Genomic DNA, 20,727 nt, shown 5'->3' with positions numbered 1-20,727 from the left:
GCCGTCGAGGCCGCTGTGCAGGGCCGCTTCCTGCGGCCCGCCGGCCCCCTGGCGCTCCTGTTCTCCATCAACTGCGCAGGCGGCCGACGGTACTTGCCGTAGCGGTGCGCTGACGATGACACTACGTCAGTACCGAAGGCGGGGGGGTCGGTGATGACGCCGTTGATCGGACGGGACGACGAGATGGCAGCGGTGGACGCGCTGTTGAGCGCTGCCGTGTCGGAGGCACCCCTGGGCGGGACGCTGCTGGTCCGGGGCGAACCGGGCATCGGCAAGTCCGCGTTGCTGGACTGGGCGGCGGGCCGGGCGCGCGAGCGTGGAATGCTGGTGGTGACCTGCGAGGGGGTGCCGAGCGAGGCGTCTCTGGCGTTTGCCGGGCTGCACCAGCTCTGGTGGCATCTGCGCGCCGATACGGGCCGGCTTCCCGCCCAGCAGCGGGAGGCCCTGCTGAGTGCCTTCGGGCTCGTCGACAAACCTGCCCCGGGTGTCTGCGTCATCGCTCTGGCCGCCCTGGAGTTGCTGGCCGAGCAGGGTCCGGTCCTGGTGGTCGCCGACGACGTGCACTGGCTGGACCGGTCGACGAGTGAGGTGTTGGCGTTCCTCGGCACCCGGCTGGAGGCGGATCCGGTCGTACTTCTGGCCGCATGCCGCGACGGCGAGGGTGACGACAACCCGCTGCGCATGGCCGGCCTGCCGGAGCTGCGGCTGGGACCACTGGAGACCGCGGCGTCGGCGGCGCTCCTGGACTCGCGTGCCCGGCTCGATCCCCGGGTACGCCGACGGGTGCTGGACGAGGCGTCCGGCAACCCACTGGCCCTGGTGGAGCTGGCGGTGACGATGCGCGAGTCGCCCGGCCGGGCGGAGGTGCCCGCGCGGTTGCCGTTGAGCGACAGGCTCGAGCAGGCGTACGTCGCCCGCCTGACCGGCCTGCCGTCGGCATGCCGGACCGCGCTCCTGGCGCTCGCGCTCGAAGGGGACAGCGCCACGGCCCTCGCCGCGGCCGGCCGGATGGTCGGCAGCGAGGTGTCCAGCGCGGACCTGGCGCCCGCGGTGGCCGCCGGGCTCGTCGTGGCCGACCCGGCCGGGGTGCGGTTCCGCCATCCGCTGGTGTGCTCGGCGGTCCGGCAGGCGGCCGGCGAAGCGGAGCGGCGGCGGACGCACGCGGCAGTGGCCGAGCTGCTGGGGGACGAGCCGGACCGCCGGGTGTGGCACCGGGCGGCGGCAGCGGTCGGCCCCGACGAGGACCTGTCGGATGAGCTGGAGGCGGTCGCGGATCGCGCCAGACTCCGTGGCGCGATCTCGGAGGCGGCCACGGCAATCGCGCGGGCGGCCCGGCTCACCGCCCGGCCGACGCGGCGCGGCAGGCTCCTGCTCCGCGCCGCGGTCGCGAGGAGCGAGGGCGGCCGGCCGGCGCAGGTCCTGCGGCTGCTCGACGAGGCGGAGAGGCTCGAACTCGAAGCCGGGGACCGCCTCCGGTTGCAGTGGGAGCGGGAGGTACACGGGACCACCCGGTCCGGCTTCAACCCGGCCGAGGCCTTCGCCGAGCTGGCCGAGCGCATGCTGCGGGCGGGGCACACCGTCGAGGCGCTGGAGACGATGGAGAACGTGGTGATGCGGATGTGGTGGTCCAACGCGGATCCGCGGGTGTGCCGGCGGATGGCCGGACTGGCGGACGCCGCAGCGGCACCCGACGACCCGCAGGTACTGTCGATCCTGGCGCTGGCCGATCCGACCGGGCGGGGCGCCGCGGTCCTGCGACGGCTCGGTCGTCGGCGTCCCGGGGGCCCGGACCCGTACCACGACTACCTTCTGGGCAACACCGCACAAGCTGTCGGAGCGTGCGACCAGGCGGTCGGCTTCCTCGCGGCAGCCGCCGACGGGCTGTCGGAGCAGGGGCAGTTCGGCGCACTCGGCAGGTGTCTGCTCGTCCAGGCCTGGGCGGCCGTGCTGGTCGGCCGGCTGGACATCGCGGCGTCCGCCGCCGACGAGGGAGGCCGGCTGCTGGTCGAGTCCGGGAGGCCGTTCTGGGCCACCGGAACCCAGCTCGTCGCGGCCGTGGTGGCCGGCCGGCGCGGGGACACCGCCACCGCCATGGACCTCGCCGCTCGGGCCGAGCGGGTCCTGCTGCCCGCCCGCATCCCACCGATGCTCGCCCAGGTGGCGATCGCCCGAGGCGTCGCCGCCCTCGGCGCGGGCCGCTACGACGAGGCGTACGAGCAGCTGGCACGCGTCTTCGATCCGGCGGACATCGCCTACCACCCGCACCTGCGGGCGTGGGCCCTGGCCGACTACGTCGTCGCCGCCGGCGGCAGCGGCCACCGGGAAGCCGCGCGGGCCCGCTGCGCCGAACTGGCCCCGCTCGCGCGGACCACAGGCAACCCGCTGCTGCGGGCCGGCCTCACGATCGCCGCACCCATGCTGGCCGACGACGGCGCGGAGAAGCTGTTCGCCGAGGCGCACGGCGCCGATCTGGCGGCCTGGCCGATGCATCGGGCCCGCCTCCAGTTCGCCTATGGCACCTGGCTGCGACGGCGCCACCAGGTGTCGGAGGCCCGCGTCCACCTGCGTTCCGCCCGAGACGCCTTCGACGCCCTCGGCGCCGTGGTCGAAGGCGAGGACGCCCGCCAGGAACTGCAGGCGTCCGGCGAGGCGAGCGGCGACCGCAAGCCCGGACCGCTGGACCGGCTCACACCCCAGGAGTGGCAGATCGCACGGCTTGCCGCCCAGGGCTTCACCAACCGGGAGATCGGCCGGCGGCTGTACCTCTCCCACCGCACGGTCGGCAGCCATCTCTACCGGATCTTCCCCAAGCTCGGCATCGCCTCCCGCTCGGAGCTGGCCGCCGCCGTGACGTCGGCCACGGGCACCGCCTGACTTTCCAGCCGATGGCGCACTTCAGCCACGCACCGTCCGTCCCCATGCCGGTCCATGGCGCCGCCCCGGCTCCTTGATGCGGTCACCCGATGGGTCACATGACGGAAGCCTGTCCGGGGCGCCGAACGCCAGACTGCCGATGAACATCCCATTCCGGCACGTCCCCGAACGGGGAGCGAGGAGGACCGACAAGATGGAACGACGCCGCAGGTACGGTGCGCTGGCCGCGTTGATCGCCAGCCTTCTGACGGCCGCTCTGGCAGTCGGCGCGACCGTGGTGACGACGGCGACCGCGGGTTCCGCCCCGGAGCGTGGCTCGGGGAACACCGTGACGGTCGCCGGGATCATCCCGCCCGGTTGGTGACGTCACCGCCGCAGGCCCGCCGCTGCTCCCGCCGATCCGGGCGGGAGCAGCGGCGTGTGCCGACCGCGCCCGCGGGCGCCGCGGCAGAGAGGGTTTGTGAGCATGGAGGCAACGCCTGCGGCCCACCGGACAAGGCGCCACCTGGTGAGAGGGACACCGCGGTCCGCGTGGTACCGGCGGATGCGCCGCTGCGGTTGGAGAGCGTCGGGGACGGCGTAGTTGATCTGCCCGCGACCGGTGTGGCTGCCATTGACGACCTCCCATGTGCCCGGATGAGGCGCCAACGGGTCGTCGGTCAGGTCGGATCGCGCGTCGAGAGCGTCGGCCGGCTCACGCGGCTGACGGGCGTGGCACGGGAGATCGGGCACGGGCTGCTCCAGTCCCGCCCACTGGTCGACCAGCCGGAGGGCGTCCGAAAAGCCGGTCGGCTGGCTGGTCTTGCGAGGCGCCGCACGAGGAGCACGGCCCTGGTGAGGTGGATGGCGTTCTCCGAGCAGACGGGCGGGTACTCGTAGCCCTTCGACAGGCGGCGGCCCCGTCCCAGCCGGGCGAACGTCCGGTGACCGTGCTCCGCAGGGCCCTGACGGTCGCCGCGCGGAACAACCGTGCAGCCGTCGGTGTCAAGCCGGTGGTAGCTGCCTGCAGCGTGGCGGCCGGTGAGCTCACCGAGCAGGACGAGGTCCGGCGCTGCCGGAGGCAGCGGGCGTTGCAGCGCCCGCTCGACGCGGTGAATGGGTGCTGAGGGAGGGCGCGGCCCGCGGGGTGGGGTGTGGCATGGTGTCGGTGCCGGCGAAGCCTCCAGGATTGCCGTCCTGGAGGCTTTCGTGCGTCCTGACACCGGAGGGAGGCAGGCGTCCCCGTCGCGGCTCGACCAGAGACGGACCAGAGGCCCGTCAGCGGCATCACTGCCGATCCAGCCCGGCCGGCTCGGGCCGCCCGGACGGCACTTTCGGAGGTGGCTGCCTCCGATCGCCTCTGCAAACCGCCCTGGCAGGTCACAGCCGGTTCGATACCTTAAAGGCGCAGGTCGGAAAGGTGCGTCAGAGATGCCCGGCGTACAGCCCGGCTCCCCCGGCCCGGGCGAGCGTGCCACGACGGGACCCGCGGCACGAGCGGCCCGCGGGCTCCACGCGCGCGTGCCCCCACCGGGTGACCCGGTCAGCCCCTCCTGGCGTCCAGAGCGCGTTGCAGCTGGGCCTTGTTCCTGTCCGAACGGCCCTCGATGCCGCGCCGCCCGGCCTCCTCGTAGAACGGGTCGTGGGTGGGGCCCTGGGCCCCGGTGTGCGGCCGCCTGCCGCCGCGCCTGCCGGAAGGCATGTCCTGGGTGGACGTACGGCTTGCGCTCTTCGACTCGCCGGAGCGGGCGCGTTCCTTGTCGACGGTCCGGGCGGCGGTCTCCTCGGCGCGCTCTTGGCTCTCGCCCCGGTCGAGCGGCGCTCTCCTCGATGTGTTCGTACTGGCGTTCCCGCTTGGGGCTGGATCCGCGTGGCGTGACCGCTCCTCTCTCGGCATGCCGGGCCCGGGTACCCGCGGGTCAGTTCTCCAGGCGGGCGACGCGGCCCTGTTCGCCGGCTGCCCAGCAGCTCAGGTCGGGGGTGCAGGCGACGGTGTCGTACGAGCCGGTGTCGAGGGTGTGCCAGGTGCGGCCGGCGTCGGTGGTGAGGTCGGTGCCGGTGGGGCCGACGGCGAGGGCCGCCGTGCGGCTGTGCGGGAGCCAGGCGGCGCCGGAGCGGTAGGCGGGCGGCGGGGTGGCCGCGGGCTGCCAGGTGCGGCCGCCGTCGGGGGTGACCGCGGCCGCCTGAGGGGAGGACTGGTCGGCGCGGTAGTCGCCGCCGACGGCGAGACCGTGGGCGCGGTCGCGGAAGGCGAGGGCGAAGACGCCCTTGGCCGGATCGCCCGCCGGGACCGGGGTGTCGGCGGCGGTCCAGGTCAGTCCGCGGTCGGCGGAGTGCAGCACGCGCGCGTGCGCGCCGCCGCCGGTCGCCAGCCAGGCGTCCTTCGGCCCGGAGGTGACCAGGCACTGGCCGCTCGCGGCGAAGCCCGCCTCGCCGTCCAGGGCGGCCGGCATGCCGGTGTCCGGCAGCACCCGCCAGGAACGGCCGCCGTCGCTGGTGGACAGGATGCGGAACCTGCCGTCGACCGGGTCGCTCATGGCGAGGCCGTGCCGGCGGTCGAAGAAGGCCAGGCAGTCGTAGAAGGCGGCGGGGTCGGTGTTGCGGAACGACTCGGTCCAGGTGGCCCCGCCGTCGTCGGTGCGGTAGACCCGGGACGCCTCGCCCTCGCCGATGGCCAGCACCACCGCGTGCCGCGCGTCGAACGCCTCCACGTCGCGGAACTGAAGGTCGCCCGCGCCCGGCGGAGAGACGTTCCGCCAGCTCGACCCGCCGTCCGTGGTGCGCAGCACGGTACCGGCGGTTCCGGCCAGCCAGGCGGTGTCCCGGTCGACGGCGGCCAGCCCGCGGAAACGGACGTCCGGCGTGCCGGTGTCCTTGAGCGCCCAGTGCGGTGCCCGCGTCCCGGCCTGCGCGGAGCCCGCGGTCAGCGCGGCCAGCGCCGCCCCGCACGCCACTCCCACGGCCACCACCCGGCTCGTCCGTCGGCCTCGTCCGGTCCGTCGCATGCTCCCCAAGCGCCTCATGGCGCGCGAAGCTAGCCCACTCCCCCGGCTCCGTCCAGACGGCCCGTGCGTCCCGGAGGAGGTAAGCCGAGGGTATGAATGCCCCCGGTGACACAGGTCACCCGCCTTTCGTGTGCACGGATCGGCCACTTCCGTCGTCTCTTCCAGTGCCAGGTCTCACACGCCCGGAAATTCGTTCGTCCGTCATGAGGGAGCAAGGCGTTGTCCACCGTCATCGAGCAGCCCGTAGAGGCACGCCTGGTCGCCGCGTCGCCGCGCATGCCGAGCATTCCCGCCACCCTGCGCTACGACCGCGAGGACCCGTTCGCCGTCCGTATGACCTTCCCGGCCCCGGCCACCCTGGAGGGTGTCGACGTCTGCTGGACGTTCTCCCGCGAACTGCTCGCGGCCGGCCTGCACGGCCCGGAGGGCAGCGGGGACGTCCGGGTGCGGCCGTACGGCTACGACCGGACCGTGCTGGAGTTCCACGCCCCCGAGGGCACCGCCGTCATCCATGTGCGCACGGGCGAGATACGCCGGTTCCTGGAGGCCACCGGTGACCTGGTGCCCTCCGGTTTCGAGCACCTCCAGCTGGACCTGGACCACGACCTGGCCGAGCTGATGCGGGACGCCTGCTGAGGACCGCCGCTCCGCGCAGGTAATTCCTTTGACAGTCCCTTCGGCGCCCTCCTAGCGTGTACCACGTCCTGTTGTCGTCGATTGGAGAAGGACGTTGCTCGTCTGAGGTCCTGAGACACCGCGTCACACCCGTGAGGTGTGTCTGTGGCGTTCGACCTCGGCGTACGAGCCGTCCCCCGGCGCAGGATCTTCTCCCTGGCCCCTCGGCTGCTGCCTCGCGGTGTCTCGACACGCGTTTGCCCCCGACACCGCAAGCAACCGCGAGGCGCCCATGTCTGCATCCGTCAGCTGTACCTCCCTGTCCTTCGCCTGGCCCGACGGCTCCCCCGTCTTCGAGGGCCTGGACGTCTCCTTCGGCCCTGGCCGCACCGGCCTGGTGGGCGTGAACGGATCAGGGAAATCCACCCTTCTGAAGCTCGTCTCCGGTGAGCTCACCCCGTCCGACGGCATCGTGAAGGTGGCCGGCGAGATCGGCTGCCTCCCGCAGAACGTCACCCTCGACACCACGCTGCGGGTGGACGAGGCGCTCGGCATCGCCGCCCGGCGGGCCGCGCTGCACGCCATCGAGGCGGGTGACGTCTCCGAGGCGCACTTCGAGACGGTCGGCGACGACTGGGACGTCGAGGAGCGCGCCCTGGTCACCCTCGGCGAGCTCGGGCTCGGCCACATCGGTCTGGACCGGACCGTCGGCGAGGTCTCCGGCGGCGAGTCGGTGCTGCTGCGGCTGGCCGCGCTGCTGCTCCGGCGGCCCGACGTGCTGCTCCTCGACGAGCCCACCAACAACCTCGACCTGTACGCGCGCAGGCGGCTGTACGCGGCCGTCACCGCCTGGCCCGGCGTACTGATCGTGGTCAGCCACGACCGTGAACTCCTCGACCTGGTCGACCAGATCGCCGACCTGCGCTCCGGCGAGGTCACCTGGTACGGCGGCAACTTCTCGGCGTACGAGGAGGCCCTTGCGGTCGAACAGGACGCGGCCGAGCGCATGGTGCGGGTCGCCGAGGCCGATGTCCGCAAGCAGAAACGCGAACTGTCCGACGCCCAGATGAAACTGGCCCGCCGCAAGCGGTACGGGCAGAAGATGTTCGACCAGAAACGCGAGCCGAAGATCGTCATGGGGGCGCGCAAACGCGCGGCCCAGGAGTCCGCGGGCAAGCACCGCATCATGCACGAGGAACGGCTCGCCGAGGCCAGGGAACGGCTCGACGAGGCGGTGGAGGCGGTACGGGACGACGACGAGATCCGCGTCGAACTGCCGTACACGGCCGTGCCGCCGGGCCGGAACGTCCTCACGCTGGAGAACCTGGAGCTGGCCCACGGCTCCCGGGTGAAGGGGATCCTGGATCTGCGCGGACCGGAGCGGATCGCGCTGATCGGGCGCAACGGCGCGGGCAAGACGACGCTGCTGCGGACCGTCGCCGGGGAGCTGGCACCGGTCGCGGGCGAGGCGCACGCGCATGTGCCGCTGCGTTTCCTGCCCCAGCGCCTTGACGTGCTCGACGGCGAGCGGACCGTCGCCGAGAACGTGGCCCGGTTCGCGCCGGGCGCCACCAACAACCGGATCCGGGCCCGTCTCGCCCGCTTCCTGTTCCGGGGCGCCCGCGCCGACCAGAAGGCGGCGACGCTCTCCGGCGGCGAACGCTTCCGGGCGACGCTCGCCGCGCTGCTGCTCGCCGAACCGGCCCCGCAGCTGCTGATGCTGGACGAGCCGACGAACAACCTCGACATGGCGAGTGTGCGGCAGCTCACCACGGCCCTGGAGTCGTACGAGGGTGCCCTGGTCGTGGCCAGTCACGACCTGCCGTTCCTGGAGTCGATCGGCATCACGCGCTGGCTGCTGATGGCGGACGGGGAGCTGCGGGACACCGTTCCGGAGGAGGTGGCGCGTCTCGGCGAGGGCACAGCCTGACAACAAGGGGTTTTGTCGACACCGATCCGCCCTGCATGATGGCGGTCCGGCGCCCCTCGACGGGCGCCGGACCGCATCCCCGACCCCGGAGACCCGACGTGCCCAGCAAGAAGGCCCTCGTCCGCCGCCCCAGCCCCCGCCTCGCCGAAGGCCTGGTGACGCATGTCGAGCGGGAGAAGGTCGACGTCGAACTCGCCCAGGAGCAGTGGGAGGAGTACACCGAGACGCTGCGCGCGCACGGCTGGGAGACCGTCGAGGTGGACCCGGAGGACGACTGCCCGGACTCGGTGTTCGTCGAGGACACGGTCGTCATGTACAAGAACGTCGCGCTGATCACCCGGCCCGGCGCCGAGTCCCGGCGCGCGGAGACCGCCGGGGTCGAGGAGGCGGTGGCCCGCCTCGGCTGCTCGGTGAACTGGATCTGGGAGCCGGGCACCCTGGACGGCGGTGACGTCCTCAAGGTCGGCGACACCGTCTACGTCGGCCGCGGCGGACGCACCAACGCGGCCGGGGTGCAGCAGCTGCGGGCCGCCTTCGAGCCGCTCGGCGCGCGCGTGGTCGCCGTGCCGGTGAGCAAGGTGCTGCACCTGAAGTCGGCGGTGACCGCGCTGCCCGACGGAACGGTTCTGGGGCACATCCCGAACGTGGACCGGCCCTCGCTCTTCCCGGGCTTCCTCGCGGTGCCGGAGGACGCGGGCGCCCATGTGGTGCTGCTGGGCGGCGGCAAGCTGCTGATGGCGGCGAGCGCCCCGAAGACCGCGGAGCTGCTGACCGACCTCGGCCACGACGTGGTCACCGTGGACATCTCCGAGTTCGAGAAGCTCGAGGGATGTGTGACGTGCCTCTCGGTGCGGCTAAGGGAGTTGTACGTCTGACCGGGTGATCGACTCACCTCTTCAGCCTCGGGACCTGCGGGTCCCGGAGTGGTTCGGCATGTCCGGATTCGCCCTGGGCACCGTATCTGATCAGCGGTCTTTACAGCGCGCTTAACCTACGGCTTCGTAACCTACGGATTCGTAGCCTACGATCACGTAGGTTTCCGGCAACCGCTCGCCGGGCCCCTCCCGTTCGTTCCCGCTCGTTCCCGCTCGTTCCCGTTCATCCGCTCGTGTACGGCGTCCCCCTGGAGTTCTCGTGACGATCACTTCTCCCCACCTCGGCAGCTCGTCCGCCTGGACCGACGCGCGGCTGCTGTACGCCCTGGAGGAAGTGGTCGAGAACGAACTGAACCGCCATCTGAAGGTCGCCAAGGACTGGATGCCGCACGAGTACGTGCCCTGGACGGACGCCCGCAACTTCCCCGGCTTCTTCGAGGACGGCCAGGCCTGGGAGAAGGAGCACTCCAAGGTCACCGAGATCGGCCGGATCGCCCTCGTGGTGAACCTCCTCACCGAGGACAACCTGCCGAGCTACCACCACGAGATCGCCTCGCTGTTCGGCCGGGACGGCGCCTGGGGCACCTGGGTGCACCGCTGGACCGCCGAGGAGGGCCGGCACGGCATCGTGATGCGCGACTACCTGCTCGCCTCGCGCGCGGTCGACCCGGACAAGCTGGAAGCGTTCCGGATGTCGCACATGAGCGAGGGCTTCGAGTCGGACAACCGGCACTCGATGCTGCACTCGGTGGCCTACGTCGCCTTCCAGGAGCTCGCGACGCGCATCTCGCACCGCAACACCGGCCACCAGTCGGGCGACCCGGTCTGCGACCGCATGCTGGCCCGCATCGCGACCGACGAGAACCTGCACATGGTCTTCTACCGGAACCTGCTCAAGGCGGCCTTCGAGCTCGCCCCCGACCTCACCATGCAGGCCGTGCGGGACGTCGTCGTCAACTTCCGGATGCCCGGTCACGGCATCCCCGGCTTCGAGCGGGCCGCCGCGCAGATGGCGATCGGCGAGGTCTACAACCTGCGCATCCACCACGACGACGTGCTCCAGCCGGTCCTGCGCCACCTCAAGGTCCTGGAGATCGACGGCCTCGGCCCGGAGGGCCTGCGGGCACAGGAGGAACTCGGGCTGTTCATGGGCGGCCTCGACTCCGAAGCCTCCAAGTTCGACGAGAAGCTGGCCGCCCGCAAGGCCCGGATGGCGGCCCGCGCCGGCGCGTGACGGGTCGGGCCACCACCGGGTGACCGACCGGGCCGCCGCCTCGTGACCTGTCACGTGGCAGCGGCCCTTTCCGTTGCCGGGGGCGGGTGGATTTTCCGGTGCGTGCAGGCCGTGGCCTGCGGCATCATGCGCGCATGCGTGCTGACATCACCTCCGGCCGGGCGGTCGGCTTTCTGCTGGGTCTGATCGACTCGGAGGACGCCGACCGGGTACGCGCGCGTGTCGGGCTGCCCCGGCCGGTGCCGGAGGATCTCCAGGGCGTCCGGCACCGGCTCCCGTGGGGTCTGTCGGCACTGCCGGCCTCGGTGGTGCTCTGGATGCTCCAGGAGGACGACCCGGATCTCAACGCCGTCGTCTGGCGGCTGCTGTCCGAGCAGGACACGGCGCTGCGGCGGGCCATCCTGGACGGGGTGTCGTTCGCCCCCGGACGGCTGCCGGCGATCGAGGTCGACCCGGTCCTCCGGAGGGACCACGAGGCACCGCCGGTCCCGGACCGGGTGGCCCGCCTCGGACTGGTCCCGGCCCTGCGCGCGTCGGCCTCGATGGCCGAGGCGCGGGAGGCCACGTCCATGGTCTACCGGCGTGAGCACTGGCAGACGGTCGCGGAGGCGGACCGCGAGAACTCCCTGCCCGGCTATGTCCGCTGGGCCCTGTGCGTGCGCCCGGACTGCCCGCCCTCGCTGCGCGCCCAGTTCGGTTCCCACCGCAAGTTCGACTTCCGGGTCCGCCAGGCGGGGATCCTGGCCGGGCCCGCCGAGTACGCCACGGGCCACGCCCCGGCGCTGGACGTGCTGAAGGTGCTCTCGCTGGGCCAGGTGATGTTCCCGCGGCGCATGCCCGAGGCCGAGGACGCGCTGCGCCCGCTCGTCCGGGACCGGATGGGCGGCCGGGAGGAGGCCTGGGCGGTGCTGGCCCAGCTCGTCGACACCTTCCACGGCACCGCGCCGGAGCTGGTCCTGACCGCGGGGGCCATCGCCTAGGCGGCCCGCCGCTTGTACTGCTCGGGGTAGCGCTCGGTGAACTTCACCACCCAGACCAGCAGGGCGACGGGGACGACCCAGTTGAACCAGTCGCTCTGCCCGGGCAGCCTGATGGCCAGCCAGGTGGACAGCGCCATCAGCGCGAAGACCACGCCCCAGGCCGTGGTCAGCACCTTGTTGACGTGGATGAAGACCGGCGAGTCCCAGAACTCGCGGGGCACCGAGTGGCGGGCGTACTGCGCGGTGAACGGGTCGGACGCCAGGGAGCCGAGCGCCACGACGGCCACCACCGCGTTGGAGATCACCTGGGCGTAGGTCTCCAGCCAGATCAGTTCGTGGCGGTCCAGGGCGAGGGCGAGGACGCAGAGCACGGCGAAGAACACGATGGCGACCATGTCGAGCAGGAAGAACCGGCCCCTGAGCATGTCCTTGCCGGACAGGACGGCCGCGGCGACCAGCGCGGCCAGCGCCGCGTACTCCCAGGTGCTGGGGCCGGCGACGACCCCGAAGATGATCCACGGGGCGAAGGAGAGGAAGACGCTCCCGGTGCCCCCGGGCCTCTCGACCCGGGCCCGGGTGGCGGGCCGCTGTTCCGTGTGTCCCATGGGAGCTCCTCCCGTCACCGCGTCGCTCTCCTACCAGCGTGCCGCGCGAGCGGGCCACCCGCATGCGAGCCGGTGCGGGGAGGAGAGAAAGGCGGAGAAGGGGGCGAAGGGGGGCGGGGCGGCCGGATTCGAACCGGCGTGTTCTGGTTCTGGAGACCGGTGCGCCTGCCTCTGCGCTACGGCCCCGCCCGTGCGGCAGATCGTAATGCCTTGGCCCGTTGTCAGTGCCTGCTGGTACCAATGACACATCGGGGGAACTGCGCGGCGGGGGGCTGCACATGGTGTACGGAGAGCGGGGGCGGTCACACCCTCTTGTGGTCGATCCGACGGACCGCAGGGCCCTGGAGGCGTACCGGCCGGCCGATCCCGCCGTGGTGGCCGAGGCGCGGCGGCTGAAGGAGGCCGCGCTGCTGGACTTCGGGCTGACGGAGTCCGCGGTGGCGTCCTGGCTGTACTCGAAGTGCCCGCACCAGATCCCGACGACGGCGGTGGACACGGCGGCCGTGGTCGCCTCCGGCGACGGCACGTGTCTGCTGCTCTACAACCCGGACTTCTTCGTCGCGCTGGGCCTGGACGGCGTGAAGTTCGTGCTCTTCCACGAGGCCCGGCACCTGGTCCACCGCCACCTGCTGGCCGACCCGGAACTGCGCGAGGACCCGGTGTTCACGCTCGCCGCCGAGGTCGCCGTCAACCACGTGGCCCTGGTCCGCCTGGGCCGTGCGGAGCTGCCCGTGCTGGACGGCCGCCCCACCGGCGTCGACCCGCGCGAGATCCACGACGCCTACCGCGCCGACCTGACGGCGCACGGTCTGGAGCCGCTCGGGTACGACGCGTTCACCGAGACCGACATGCGGATCTACGGCGAACTGAAGCGCATGTGCGATCCGCCGGTGCCGCCCGCGGTCTGCCCGCACCTGGTGCCCGGTCTGATCCCCGCCGACCAGGAGACGGTCGACGCGGTGACCTCGTCCGCGCTGCTCAACACCCTGCTGGCGGCCCGGCGCGGCCACGCCGGCGCGGAGCGCGAGCTGCTCGACCTCATGGGCCGTACGGAGGCGGGCTCGGCGCGGGCCGCGAAGCTCTGGGGGAACCTGGGCGCGGGCATGCTGCGCGGGGAGACGACCCGCACCCGGGCCGTGGACTGGTGGCAGCGCTGGCTGGTCGACGTCCTGGGCTCGCGGCTGCGGGACGGCGAGCGGCTGGTGTACCCGAAGAAGCGCGGCGCCCTGCTGGCGGCCCTCGGCCAGGACCCGATGCTCGCCCGGCGCGGCCCGGTGCGGGACAAGGCGCTCGTCATCGCCTACGACACCTCGGGGTCGATGCCGGACCGGGTGATCGACTGGCTCACCCGGCTCGTCGGCGGGATCGACGGGGTCACGGCGCACTGGCTGTCCTTCGACGCCGTGGTGATGCCGTTCCGGCCGGGCGAGCGGGTGTACGGCGGTGGCGGCACCAGCTTCCGGGCGGTCGCGGACTATGTGGAGGGCCGTACGGAGGTGGCGGGCCGGCGCTGCGAGGTGTCCCCGGACGCGGTCGTCGTCCTCACCGACGGATACGCGCCGCCGATCACACCGGCCGAGCCGGAGAAGTGGATCTGGCTGATAACGGAGGGCGGCGACGACTGGCCCGAGAAGCACACACCCGCGATGGACTGCCATCGCGTCACCACGGGATCACGGTAGATGAGCACGGAGACACCGCAGACTGCGGTCACAGGAAAGCCGGTGGAGCCGACGGAGCCGGTGGAGCCGTCCCGGCTGGAGTCGTTCATCGACGCGATGATCGACCTGCGGCAGACCGGGCAGATCTTCGGCGAGCACGGCATCGGCAAGACGGCGACGTTCTTCTCCCATCTCGCCCGCGCCCACCCGGACACCGCGCTGGTGTACGTGCCGGCGGCCAATCTCACCCCGGACGACCTGCTGGTCAACGCGCCGGTCCGGGACCCGCGCACCGGCGAACTGGTGCTGCGCCAGCTGGTGATGAGTCAGCTGCGGCCGGGCCGGCCGTTCGTGCTGCTCATCGACGACTCGCTGCAGGCGGGCGACACGATCCAGTCGCAGCTGATGCAGATCGCCTGCAACTGGGCGCTGGGCGAGCACGATCTGCGCGCCCTGGGCTGTGTCGGCGTGTTCCTCACCGACAACGAGTCGCTGTCGGAGACCTCGGCGCGCCGGGGCGACCTGGCGCTGCTCGACCGCATGGTGACGATGCGGATCACGGCCAACGACACCTCGTGGCGTCGGCATCTCGCGGCCAAGTACCGGCCGTGGGACCTGCGTCCGGTCTTCTCGCTGTGGGCGTCCCTCTCCCCCGCCCTGCGCGAACTGCTCTCCCCGCGCACCCTGGACCATGTGCTCGCCAACGCGCGCGAGGGCTTCCCGCTGCGCTGGGGCCTGCCGCTGGTCGACGGCGAGCGGCTGCGGCTGGCCGAGCCGGGCCCGGACGGCAGACCGGGCCGGAACCGCACGGCCGAGATCCTCGACCGGATCGCGGCGAGCCTAGGCGTGGCCGATCCGGCGACGATCGCGGACCCGGTGCGGCAGGTGGTGCGGGCGGCGCTGCGCAACCGCTGGACGGTGCTGCTCCAGGGACCGCCGGGCTGCGGCAAGACGGAGCTGGTCCGGGAGACCCTGCGCGGGGGACTCGGCCGGGACGCCCTGTACTTCTCGCTGCCGGTCACCAACGTCGAGGATTTGTGCGCACCGGTCCCGTCCCCGGACGGCACCCTCGACAACCTGCTCGCCGCGCCCTTCACGGGTCCGGAGCCCAAGGCGATCGTCTGGGACGAGTACAACCGGCCCAAGGACAAGGCCGCGTTCGCCAAGCTGATGGAGGTCACCCAGGAGTGGTCGCTGGCGGGACGGCGGATCGAGAACCTGCGGGCCCAGATAGCCGTGCAGAATCCGCCGTACCACCTGGGCCGCAAGCTGCTGGTGTCGCGGAACAACATCGCCCAGGCCACCCGGTTCACGGCCTCGCTCCTGGTCGAGCCCGAGGACATCCCGGCCAACGAGTGGCTGCTCGCGCGGTACGGCCGGGACGCCGAGACGGTCCTGGAGTGGTGGAAGCACGACATCGACGACGCGGGCCGGGCCTGGATCACCAAGCGGACCCTGGAGCGGCTCATCAAGCTGCACCGCAAGGGGCTGCCGCTGGAGATGGCCACGGTCTATCTCGGTGACGGCGAGTACGCCCCGGTGCCGCTGACGGGCCTGGTCGACCGTTTCCGGGGCCGTCCGGTCACCGGGCTGCGCGAGCTGGCCCGGGACGTCGACGCCTGGGAGGCCCGGCTGCGCCGGGCCGCCGCGCACTGCGACGAGGGCGGGGACGACAGCGACGTCGTCCACCAGCTCCTCGCCAACGCGGAGCTGTCCCAGGTGAAGAGACACCGGGCGGCGGTGGTCCGGCTGGTGGCCCTGCTCCCGGCCAAGCTGCGCGCGACCTACCTGGTGGGCGCCTCGGAGCGGCAACAGCGGTACTGGATGGAGGTGTTCATGGAGCTGCGCGGGAGCTGACCGCCGGCCCCGCGCGGGTCCCGGCCCCCGCTCACCACTCCGCCACCCGGTAGTCCTTCAGGAACACCCCGGCCACCGGGTCCCCGGCCTCGCCGCGCACGATCGGGTCGTACACCCGGGCCGCGCCGTCGACGATGTCGAGGGGCGTGCGGAAGCCGGCGCCCGCCATCCGGGCCTTCTTCGGGGCCGGGTTCTCGTCGGTGATCCAGCCGGTGTCGACGGCGCACATGTGGACGCCCTGCTCGGCGAGTTCGGCGGCGCTGGTGCGGGTGAGCATGTTGAGGGCGGCCTTGGCCATGTTGGTGTGCGGATGGCCCGCCATCTTGTTGCGGACGGTGAAACGGCCCTCGACGGCGGTCACGTTGACCACGTAACGCCGGAGGTGCGGTGCGGCCAGCAGCAGGGGCAGCAGCCGGTCGCAGAGCAGGGCCGGGGCCAGGGCGTTGACGAGCTGGGTCTCCAGGACCTCGGCCGGATCGAGGTCGCCGAGCCGGGCCGACCAGGAGTTCTCGGGCGACGGGTCGGGCAGCAGCCCGGCCTCGTCGGCCTCCCGGAGCGCCACCGGGAGGGACGCGGCTCCGCGCTCCAGCATGCGCATCGGGGTGAAGCCGGGGGCCTGCCGGGCGGCCGGGGGCAGTGCGTCGCGCTCGCCGGCCGCCAGCAGGGCGTAGGACTCCGGCGGTCTGCGCACGGTCTGGGCCGCGTTGTTGACGAGGATGTCCAGCGGCTCGCCCTCCTGCCGCAACTCCTCGCACAGGCCGAGGACTTGACGCGGGTCGCGCAGGTCGACGGCGAGGACGGTGAGCCGGTCCAGCCAGGTGGCGCTGCCGGGCGCGGCCTGGAAGCGGCGCACGGTGTCGTGCGGGAACCGGGAGGTGACCAGGACCCGGGCGCCGTCGCGCAGCATCATCAGCGCCAGCTGGAAGCCGATCTTCACCCTGCCGCCGGTGAGCAGCACCCGGCGGCCGGCGAGGTCGGTGCTCAGGGCGCGGCGGGCGGTGTTGTCGCTGGCGCAGCCGGGGCAGAGCCGATGGTAGAAGGTGTCCACCTGTCGATAGGGCGACTTGCAGACGTAGCAGGTGCGCGGCTTGTGGAAGACGCCCCCGGCGCCGGGCACGGCCAGGGGCGCGTCCTCGCGGCGGTCCAGGGCGCCGGTCGCGGTCGCGGCCATCGCGGCGGCGTCGGCCGCCGACACCTCACCGCTGCGCGTCCTGCGGCGGCGCAGCCGTCCGTCGCGGGCGAAGGAGGCGGCGACCTGCTCGGCGCGCAGCCGCACCGGGTCGTCGACGGGCAGCGCCCGCAGCTTCCCCACGACCGCGTGGAAAGCGGCCAGTTCCGCCTCGGTGATCGCCTCGCCCATCCGTCCCGTCCCCTGTCCGCACTCCCGCGGTCCCGCGGTCCCGGCCGGATTCGAACCGGCGTATCCACCTTGACAGGGTGGCGAGTCTGCCTCTGCTCCACAGGACCTCGTGGCACGGCCGGACGACCGGATTCGAACCGGCGTGTCCGCCTTGGCAAGGCGGTGCGCCTGCCTCTGCGCCACGTCCGGCCGTGTGCCCCGGATCGTAGCCGGGCGAGGGCGCGGGGGCTTACCCGTTTTCCGCGGCGGCCGTGGGTTCAGCGGGAGGCGCGCCGCAGTTCCAGGCGTTCCTTCTCGGACAGGCCGCCCCAGACGCCGAACCGTTCGTCGTTGTCCAGCGCGTACTCCAGGCAGGCCGCGCGCATCTCGCACATACCGCAGATGCGCTTCGCCTCGCGCACCGAGCTGCCGGGCTCGGGGAAGAAGAAGTCCGCCCCGGTCTGCGCGCACAGCGCCTGCGCCTGCCAGGCCGGGACGGGCGTGCGGGGCGGGATGATGGTGTCGAAGTGCATGGCCAGGATCGTGCCCTGCGGCGAAAAACGTTCGCTCAACGACCGATCAACGCCGGAGCGACGGACCACAGCAGTCTCGATGATGCGCTTCGGCACCACGGCTGCGCACGGCGGCGCGCGCAACGAAATCAGAACCCGGTGAGTGCGTCAAGTGACCGACGGTAACCGGGGTCCGGTGGGCGTGCTCCGGCAGCGATTGTCAGTGGGCGGTGGAAGACTCGCCTGTGCAATGGACGGGACCCTTCCGAGGAGGGCGATGATGCTCACCACCCGTTTCGTCAACGGCGCTCCCAACTGGATCGACCTCGGCACCCCCGAGATCGACGGCGCCATCTCCTTCTACAACGGTCTGTTCGGCTGGGAGTTCCAGTCGGCGGGGCCGGACGCCGGCGGTTACGGCTTCTTCCAGCTGGACGGCAGGACCGTGGCCGGTGGCATGCAGACCACTCCCGAGCAGGGTCCGCCCTCCTGGACCGTGTACTTCCGGAGCGAGGACGCGCAGGCCACCGCCAAGCTCGCCGAGCAGGCGCACGGCAGCGTCCTCGCCCAGCCGATGGACGTGATGGGCCAGGGCCACCTGGCGATCCTCGCCGACCAGGCGGGCGTGCCCTTCGGCATCTGGCAGCCCGCGCTGACCAAGGGCGTCGAGGTGGCGGGCGATCCGGGCTCGCTGTGCTGGGTGGAGCTGTACACCCCGGACATCGCGGCGGCCGCCGCTTTTTATCACAAGACGCTCGGTCTGGAGACCTCCGGAGTACCTTTCCCGGGCGGCACCTACACCTGTGTCAATCCGGCGGGCGGCGAGGACGACTCGATGTTCGGCGGGATGGTCCCGCTGGCCGAGGATCCGGCCGAGGCGCAGGCCGGCGCGTACTGGCTGCCGTACTTCGAGGTCGAGGACCCGGACGCGGTGGTCGAGAAGGCCCAGCAGTCCGGCGGCAGGGTGCGGATGCCGGCGACGACCCTGGAGGGCGTGGGCCGCATGGCCAAGCTCGCGGACCCGTACGGCGCCCGCTTCGCGGTGATCAAGGGCGAGCCGCAGCAGAGCTGACGCGGGGCGCGGTGAGGCGGAGGCGCGGCTAGGCGGAGGCGCGCCGTACCAGTGTCGTGGGCAGGACGACGCTGGACGGCGCGTCCGTGGCCGACTCGTCGCGGGTGAGGGTGCGCAGCAGGAGCCGGGCCATCAACCGGCCCATCTCCTCTATGTCCTGACGGACCGTCGTCAGCGAGGGGTCGGGCTGTTCGGTGACCGGCAGTACATCGTCGAAGCCGATCACGGCCACGTCCTGCGGCACCCGGCGGCCGCGCTCGCGCAGGACCCGCAGCGCGCCGAGCGCGGTGAGGTCGTTGGCGGCGAACACGGCGTCCACGTCCGGGCAGCGGTCGAGGAGTTCGGCCATGGCGCGCTCGCCGCCGCCCGGGGTGAAGTCGCTCGGCACGACCAGCCGGGGGTCGGGCTCGCCCATGACGTCCCGGTAGCCCTGGAGGCGGTCGGCCGCCGAAGTCTGGTCCAGGGGCCCGGTGATGTGCGCGATCCGGGTCCGGCCGAGGCCGGCGAGGTGGCGTACGGCGTCCTGGGCTCCGCCGCGGTTGTCGCAGTCGACGTACACGGCGCTGTCGGTGCCGTCGTGCCAGCCGGGGCGGCCGCCGAACACGGTGGGGACTCCGGCGCCCTCGATCAGGCCGGGCAGCGGGTCGTCGAGGTGGAGCGAGAAGACCAGGGCGCCGTCGACATGGCCGCCGGCGAGATAGCGGGCCACCCGCGCGTGGTCGTCGCGGCCCTCGGTGAGCAGCAGCACCAGCTGGTTGTCCTGGGCCGTCAGCTCCTTGCTGATGCCGCGCAGTTGCAGGGCGAAGAAGGGGTCGGTGAAGATCCGGGTCTCGGGTTCGGCGATGACGACGGCGACGGCGTCGTGCCGTCGGGTCACCAGGCTGCGGGCGGCCTGGTTGGGGACGTAGCCGAGTTCCTCGACCGCCCGGCGGACCCGTTCGACGAGAGGCTCGCGCACGCCGTCCCCGCCGTTGACCACCCGGGAGACGGTGGCCCGGGACACCCCGGCCCGCGCGGCCACGGCCTCCAGGGTGGGGCGCGACACTGCCTCGGACACCTCGGCCCTCCTCGTCGGCGGCTGGTGATCAGCATAGCCCCGGGTGACCGCCCCAAGTCGTGGCGTCAGGAGGGCTCTTCGGGCCGTGCCCGGCTCGGCTGGACGCGTTTCGGTTCGCCCGGCATCTTCGGGTACTCGGGCGGGTACGGCAGATCGCCGAGCCCGTGCTCGTGTTCGTCGCGGCGGGCGAGTTCCAGGAGCGCGTCGAGGGAGTAGGCGTGGTCGTCCATGTCGGCGTGCACGTCGCCGACTTCGGCGAACCGGGCGGGCATCGTGGCGAGGTCGAAGTCGCCCGGCCGCACGTCGTCGACCTCGTCCCAGCGCAGGGGCGCGGAGACCGGGGCGTTCGGGCGGGGCCGCAGGGAGTAGGCGGAGGCGATGGTGCGGTCGCGGGCGGTCTGGTTGTAGTCGACGAAGATGCGCTCGCCGCGCTCCTCCTTCCACCACTTGATGGTCACCCGGTCGGGCATCCGGCGTTCCAGCTCACGGCCCAGGGCGATCGCGGCCCGGCGGACCTGGACGAAGGTCCAGCGGGGTTCGATCGGTACGAAGACGTGCAGGCCCCGGCCGCCGGAGGTCTTGGGCCAGCCGCGCAGTCCGCCGAACTCGTCGAGGACGGCGCGCAGTTCGTGGGCGGCGCGGACGGCGTCGCCGAAGTCGGTGCCGGGCTGCGGATCGAGGTCGATCCGGAGTTCGTCGGGGCTGTCGACGTCGGCCCGGCGCACCGGCCAGGGATGGAAGGTGAGCGTGCCGTACTGCGCGGCCCACACCACGGCGGCCTCCTCGGTGGGGCACATCTCGTCGGCGGTGCGGCCGCTGGGGAAGGTGATGTGGGCGGTGGGGATCCAGTCGGGCATGCCCTTGGGCGCGCGCTTCTGGTAGAACCACTCGCCCTCGACGCCGTCCGGGTAGCGCTGGAGGGTGGTGGGCCGGTCGCGCAGGGCGCGCAGGATGCCGGGGGCCACGGCCGCGTAGTAGCGGGCGACGTCCAGCTTGGTGAAACCGCGCTCCGGGAAGAAGACCTTGTCGGGGCTGGACAGCCGTACGGTCCGGCCGGCCACCTCCAGTTCCACCGCTTTCGCCATGCCGCCACGGTAGGCGCACCGCCCCCACCCCGCATATCGGCCTGCCG

17 protein-coding genes, 3 tRNA genes and 1 pseudogene are annotated in these 20,727 nt (G+C 72.6%); 11 read left to right on the top strand and 10 right to left on the bottom strand.

Annotated elements, in window-relative coordinates:
- Positions 1–153: 153 nt before the first annotated feature.
- Positions 154–2,874: an ATP-binding protein gene (locus ACGFZS_RS26010; RefSeq protein WP_393797169.1), complete on the top strand. Its 2,721-nt coding sequence runs from the start codon at positions 154–156 to the stop codon at positions 2,872–2,874.
- Between the two features lie 193 nt (positions 2,875–3,067).
- On the top strand, positions 3,068–3,238 hold the full coding sequence (locus ACGFZS_RS26005; protein ID WP_362580095.1) for a hypothetical protein: 171 nt from the start codon (positions 3,068–3,070) through the stop codon (positions 3,236–3,238).
- 1,158 nt (positions 3,239–4,396) lie between these two features.
- Here the strand turns inward: ACGFZS_RS26005 and ACGFZS_RS26000 are convergent.
- Positions 4,397–4,685: pseudogene (locus tag ACGFZS_RS26000) on the bottom strand (plasmid stabilization protein).
- A gap of 87 nt (positions 4,686–4,772) precedes the next feature.
- Positions 4,773–5,858 (bottom strand): WD40/YVTN/BNR-like repeat-containing protein, encoded by a 1,086-nt coding sequence (locus ACGFZS_RS25995; protein WP_393659636.1) that lies wholly within the window; start codon positions 5,856–5,858, stop codon positions 4,773–4,775.
- A 219-nt stretch (positions 5,859–6,077) separates the two neighbouring features.
- Between ACGFZS_RS25995 and ACGFZS_RS25990 the strand changes: the two genes are divergently transcribed.
- From ACGFZS_RS25990 to ACGFZS_RS25970, 5 genes are all read left to right on the top strand, one after another.
- Positions 6,078–6,494, top strand: coding sequence for an SsgA family sporulation/cell division regulator (locus tag ACGFZS_RS25990; protein ID WP_393659635.1), 417 nt, complete (start codon positions 6,078–6,080; stop codon positions 6,492–6,494).
- Positions 6,495–6,765: 271 nt separating this feature from the next.
- The gene (locus tag ACGFZS_RS25985; protein ID WP_393797168.1) at positions 6,766–8,403 is read left to right on the top strand and encodes an ABC-F family ATP-binding cassette domain-containing protein; all 1,638 of its coding nucleotides are present in this window, start codon (positions 6,766–6,768) and stop codon (positions 8,401–8,403) included.
- Between the two features lie 98 nt (positions 8,404–8,501).
- The gene (gene ddaH, locus ACGFZS_RS25980) at positions 8,502–9,278 is read left to right on the top strand and encodes a dimethylargininase (RefSeq protein WP_355720651.1); all 777 of its coding nucleotides are present in this window, start codon (positions 8,502–8,504) and stop codon (positions 9,276–9,278) included.
- Between the two features lie 259 nt (positions 9,279–9,537).
- Positions 9,538–10,512, top strand: a complete 975-nt coding sequence (locus ACGFZS_RS25975) for an acyl-ACP desaturase (protein WP_365688104.1) — start codon at positions 9,538–9,540, stop codon at positions 10,510–10,512.
- A 134-nt stretch (positions 10,513–10,646) separates the two neighbouring features.
- Positions 10,647–11,492, top strand: a complete 846-nt coding sequence (locus ACGFZS_RS25970) for a hypothetical protein (protein WP_393797167.1) — start codon at positions 10,647–10,649, stop codon at positions 11,490–11,492.
- Here ACGFZS_RS25970 and ACGFZS_RS25965 read toward each other — a convergent pair.
- Both ACGFZS_RS25965 and ACGFZS_RS25960 read right to left on the bottom strand, forming a co-directional pair.
- On the bottom strand, positions 11,489–12,097 hold the full coding sequence (locus tag ACGFZS_RS25965; RefSeq protein ID WP_393797166.1) for a hypothetical protein: 609 nt from the start codon (positions 12,095–12,097) through the stop codon (positions 11,489–11,491). The genes ACGFZS_RS25970 and ACGFZS_RS25965 overlap by 4 nt on opposite strands.
- Before the next feature lie 112 nt (positions 12,098–12,209).
- Positions 12,210–12,285 (bottom strand) — tRNA-Trp (locus ACGFZS_RS25960).
- Between the two features lie 90 nt (positions 12,286–12,375).
- On the opposite strand from ACGFZS_RS25960, the gene ACGFZS_RS25955 reads away from it, so the two are divergent.
- Both ACGFZS_RS25955 and ACGFZS_RS25950 read left to right on the top strand, forming a co-directional pair.
- Positions 12,376–13,779 carry a hypothetical protein gene (locus tag ACGFZS_RS25955; protein WP_393797165.1) on the top strand — a complete coding sequence of 468 codons (1,404 nt, stop codon included), beginning with the start codon at positions 12,376–12,378 and terminating at the stop codon, positions 13,777–13,779.
- Positions 13,780–15,615, top strand: a complete 1,836-nt coding sequence (locus ACGFZS_RS25950) for an AAA family ATPase (RefSeq protein WP_393797164.1) — start codon at positions 13,780–13,782, stop codon at positions 15,613–15,615. It begins immediately after the preceding gene.
- Positions 15,616–15,646: 31 nt separating this feature from the next.
- Here the strand turns inward: ACGFZS_RS25950 and ACGFZS_RS25945 are convergent, their stop codons facing one another.
- The 4 genes from ACGFZS_RS25945 to ACGFZS_RS25930 form a co-directional block, all read right to left on the bottom strand.
- Positions 15,647–16,975 (bottom strand): SDR family NAD(P)-dependent oxidoreductase, encoded by a 1,329-nt coding sequence (locus ACGFZS_RS25945; protein ID WP_393797163.1) that lies wholly within the window; start codon positions 16,973–16,975, stop codon positions 15,647–15,649.
- A 35-nt stretch (positions 16,976–17,010) separates the two neighbouring features.
- A tRNA-Asp gene (locus ACGFZS_RS25940) sits at positions 17,011–17,082 on the bottom strand.
- A gap of 10 nt (positions 17,083–17,092) precedes the next feature.
- A tRNA-Gly gene (locus tag ACGFZS_RS25935) sits at positions 17,093–17,164 on the bottom strand.
- Between the two features lie 68 nt (positions 17,165–17,232).
- Positions 17,233–17,487, bottom strand: coding sequence for a WhiB family transcriptional regulator (locus tag ACGFZS_RS25930; protein ID WP_355720642.1), 255 nt, complete (start codon positions 17,485–17,487; stop codon positions 17,233–17,235).
- On the opposite strand from ACGFZS_RS25930, the gene ACGFZS_RS25925 reads away from it, so the two are divergent.
- Positions 17,486–17,629, top strand: a complete 144-nt coding sequence (locus ACGFZS_RS25925) for a hypothetical protein (RefSeq protein ID WP_365688100.1) — start codon at positions 17,486–17,488, stop codon at positions 17,627–17,629. The genes ACGFZS_RS25930 and ACGFZS_RS25925 overlap by 2 nt on opposite strands.
- 117 nt (positions 17,630–17,746) lie before the next feature.
- Positions 17,747–18,538, top strand: coding sequence for a VOC family protein (locus tag ACGFZS_RS25920; protein WP_393797162.1), 792 nt, complete (start codon positions 17,747–17,749; stop codon positions 18,536–18,538).
- Between the two features lie 28 nt (positions 18,539–18,566).
- Here ACGFZS_RS25920 and ACGFZS_RS25915 read toward each other — a convergent pair whose 3' ends face one another.
- Together ACGFZS_RS25915 and ligD are read right to left on the bottom strand one after the other, a co-directional pair.
- Complete coding sequence (locus tag ACGFZS_RS25915; RefSeq protein ID WP_393797161.1) at positions 18,567–19,595, bottom strand: LacI family DNA-binding transcriptional regulator; 1,029 nt, start codon at positions 19,593–19,595, stop codon at positions 18,567–18,569.
- Between the two features lie 65 nt (positions 19,596–19,660).
- Complete coding sequence (gene ligD, locus ACGFZS_RS25910) at positions 19,661–20,680, bottom strand: non-homologous end-joining DNA ligase (protein ID WP_393797160.1); 1,020 nt, start codon at positions 20,678–20,680, stop codon at positions 19,661–19,663.
- Positions 20,681–20,727 lie beyond the last annotated feature (47 nt).

The organism is Streptomyces sp. NPDC048288, assembly GCF_043201555.1.
Classification (GTDB): Bacteria; Actinomycetota; Actinomycetes; order Streptomycetales; family Streptomycetaceae; genus Streptomyces.
This window is presented reverse-complemented; position numbering and strand designations above follow the sequence as displayed.

Bases quoted from the DNA above. Each gene is read 5' to 3' on its own strand.
- ACGFZS_RS25970 (WP_393797167.1), top strand. From the start codon at position 10,647: ATGCGTGCTGACATCACCTCCGGCCGGGCGGTCGGCTTTCTGCTGGGT.
- ACGFZS_RS25955 (WP_393797165.1), top strand. From the start codon at position 12,376: ATGGTGTACGGAGAGCGGGGGCGGTCACACCCTCTTGTGGTCGATCCG.
- ACGFZS_RS25985 (WP_393797168.1), top strand. From the start codon at position 6,766: ATGTCTGCATCCGTCAGCTGTACCTCCCTGTCCTTCGCCTGGCCCGAC.
- ACGFZS_RS25950 (WP_393797164.1), top strand. From the start codon at position 13,780: ATGAGCACGGAGACACCGCAGACTGCGGTCACAGGAAAGCCGGTGGAG.
- ACGFZS_RS25920 (WP_393797162.1), top strand. From the start codon at position 17,747: ATGCTCACCACCCGTTTCGTCAACGGCGCTCCCAACTGGATCGACCTC.
- ACGFZS_RS25965 (WP_393797166.1), bottom strand. From the start codon at position 12,097: ATGGGACACACGGAACAGCGGCCCGCCACCCGGGCCCGGGTCGAGAGG.
- ACGFZS_RS25995 (WP_393659636.1), bottom strand. From the start codon at position 5,858: ATGCGACGGACCGGACGAGGCCGACGGACGAGCCGGGTGGTGGCCGTG.
- ACGFZS_RS25945 (WP_393797163.1), bottom strand. From the start codon at position 16,975: ATGGGCGAGGCGATCACCGAGGCGGAACTGGCCGCTTTCCACGCGGTC.
- ACGFZS_RS26005 (WP_362580095.1), top strand. From the start codon at position 3,068: ATGGAACGACGCCGCAGGTACGGTGCGCTGGCCGCGTTGATCGCCAGC.
- ACGFZS_RS25925 (WP_365688100.1), top strand. From the start codon at position 17,486: ATGGCCAGGATCGTGCCCTGCGGCGAAAAACGTTCGCTCAACGACCGA.
- ACGFZS_RS25930 (WP_355720642.1), bottom strand. From the start codon at position 17,487: ATGCACTTCGACACCATCATCCCGCCCCGCACGCCCGTCCCGGCCTGG.
- ligD (WP_393797160.1), bottom strand. From the start codon at position 20,680: ATGGCGAAAGCGGTGGAACTGGAGGTGGCCGGCCGGACCGTACGGCTG.
- ACGFZS_RS26010 (WP_393797169.1), top strand. From the start codon at position 154: ATGACGCCGTTGATCGGACGGGACGACGAGATGGCAGCGGTGGACGCG.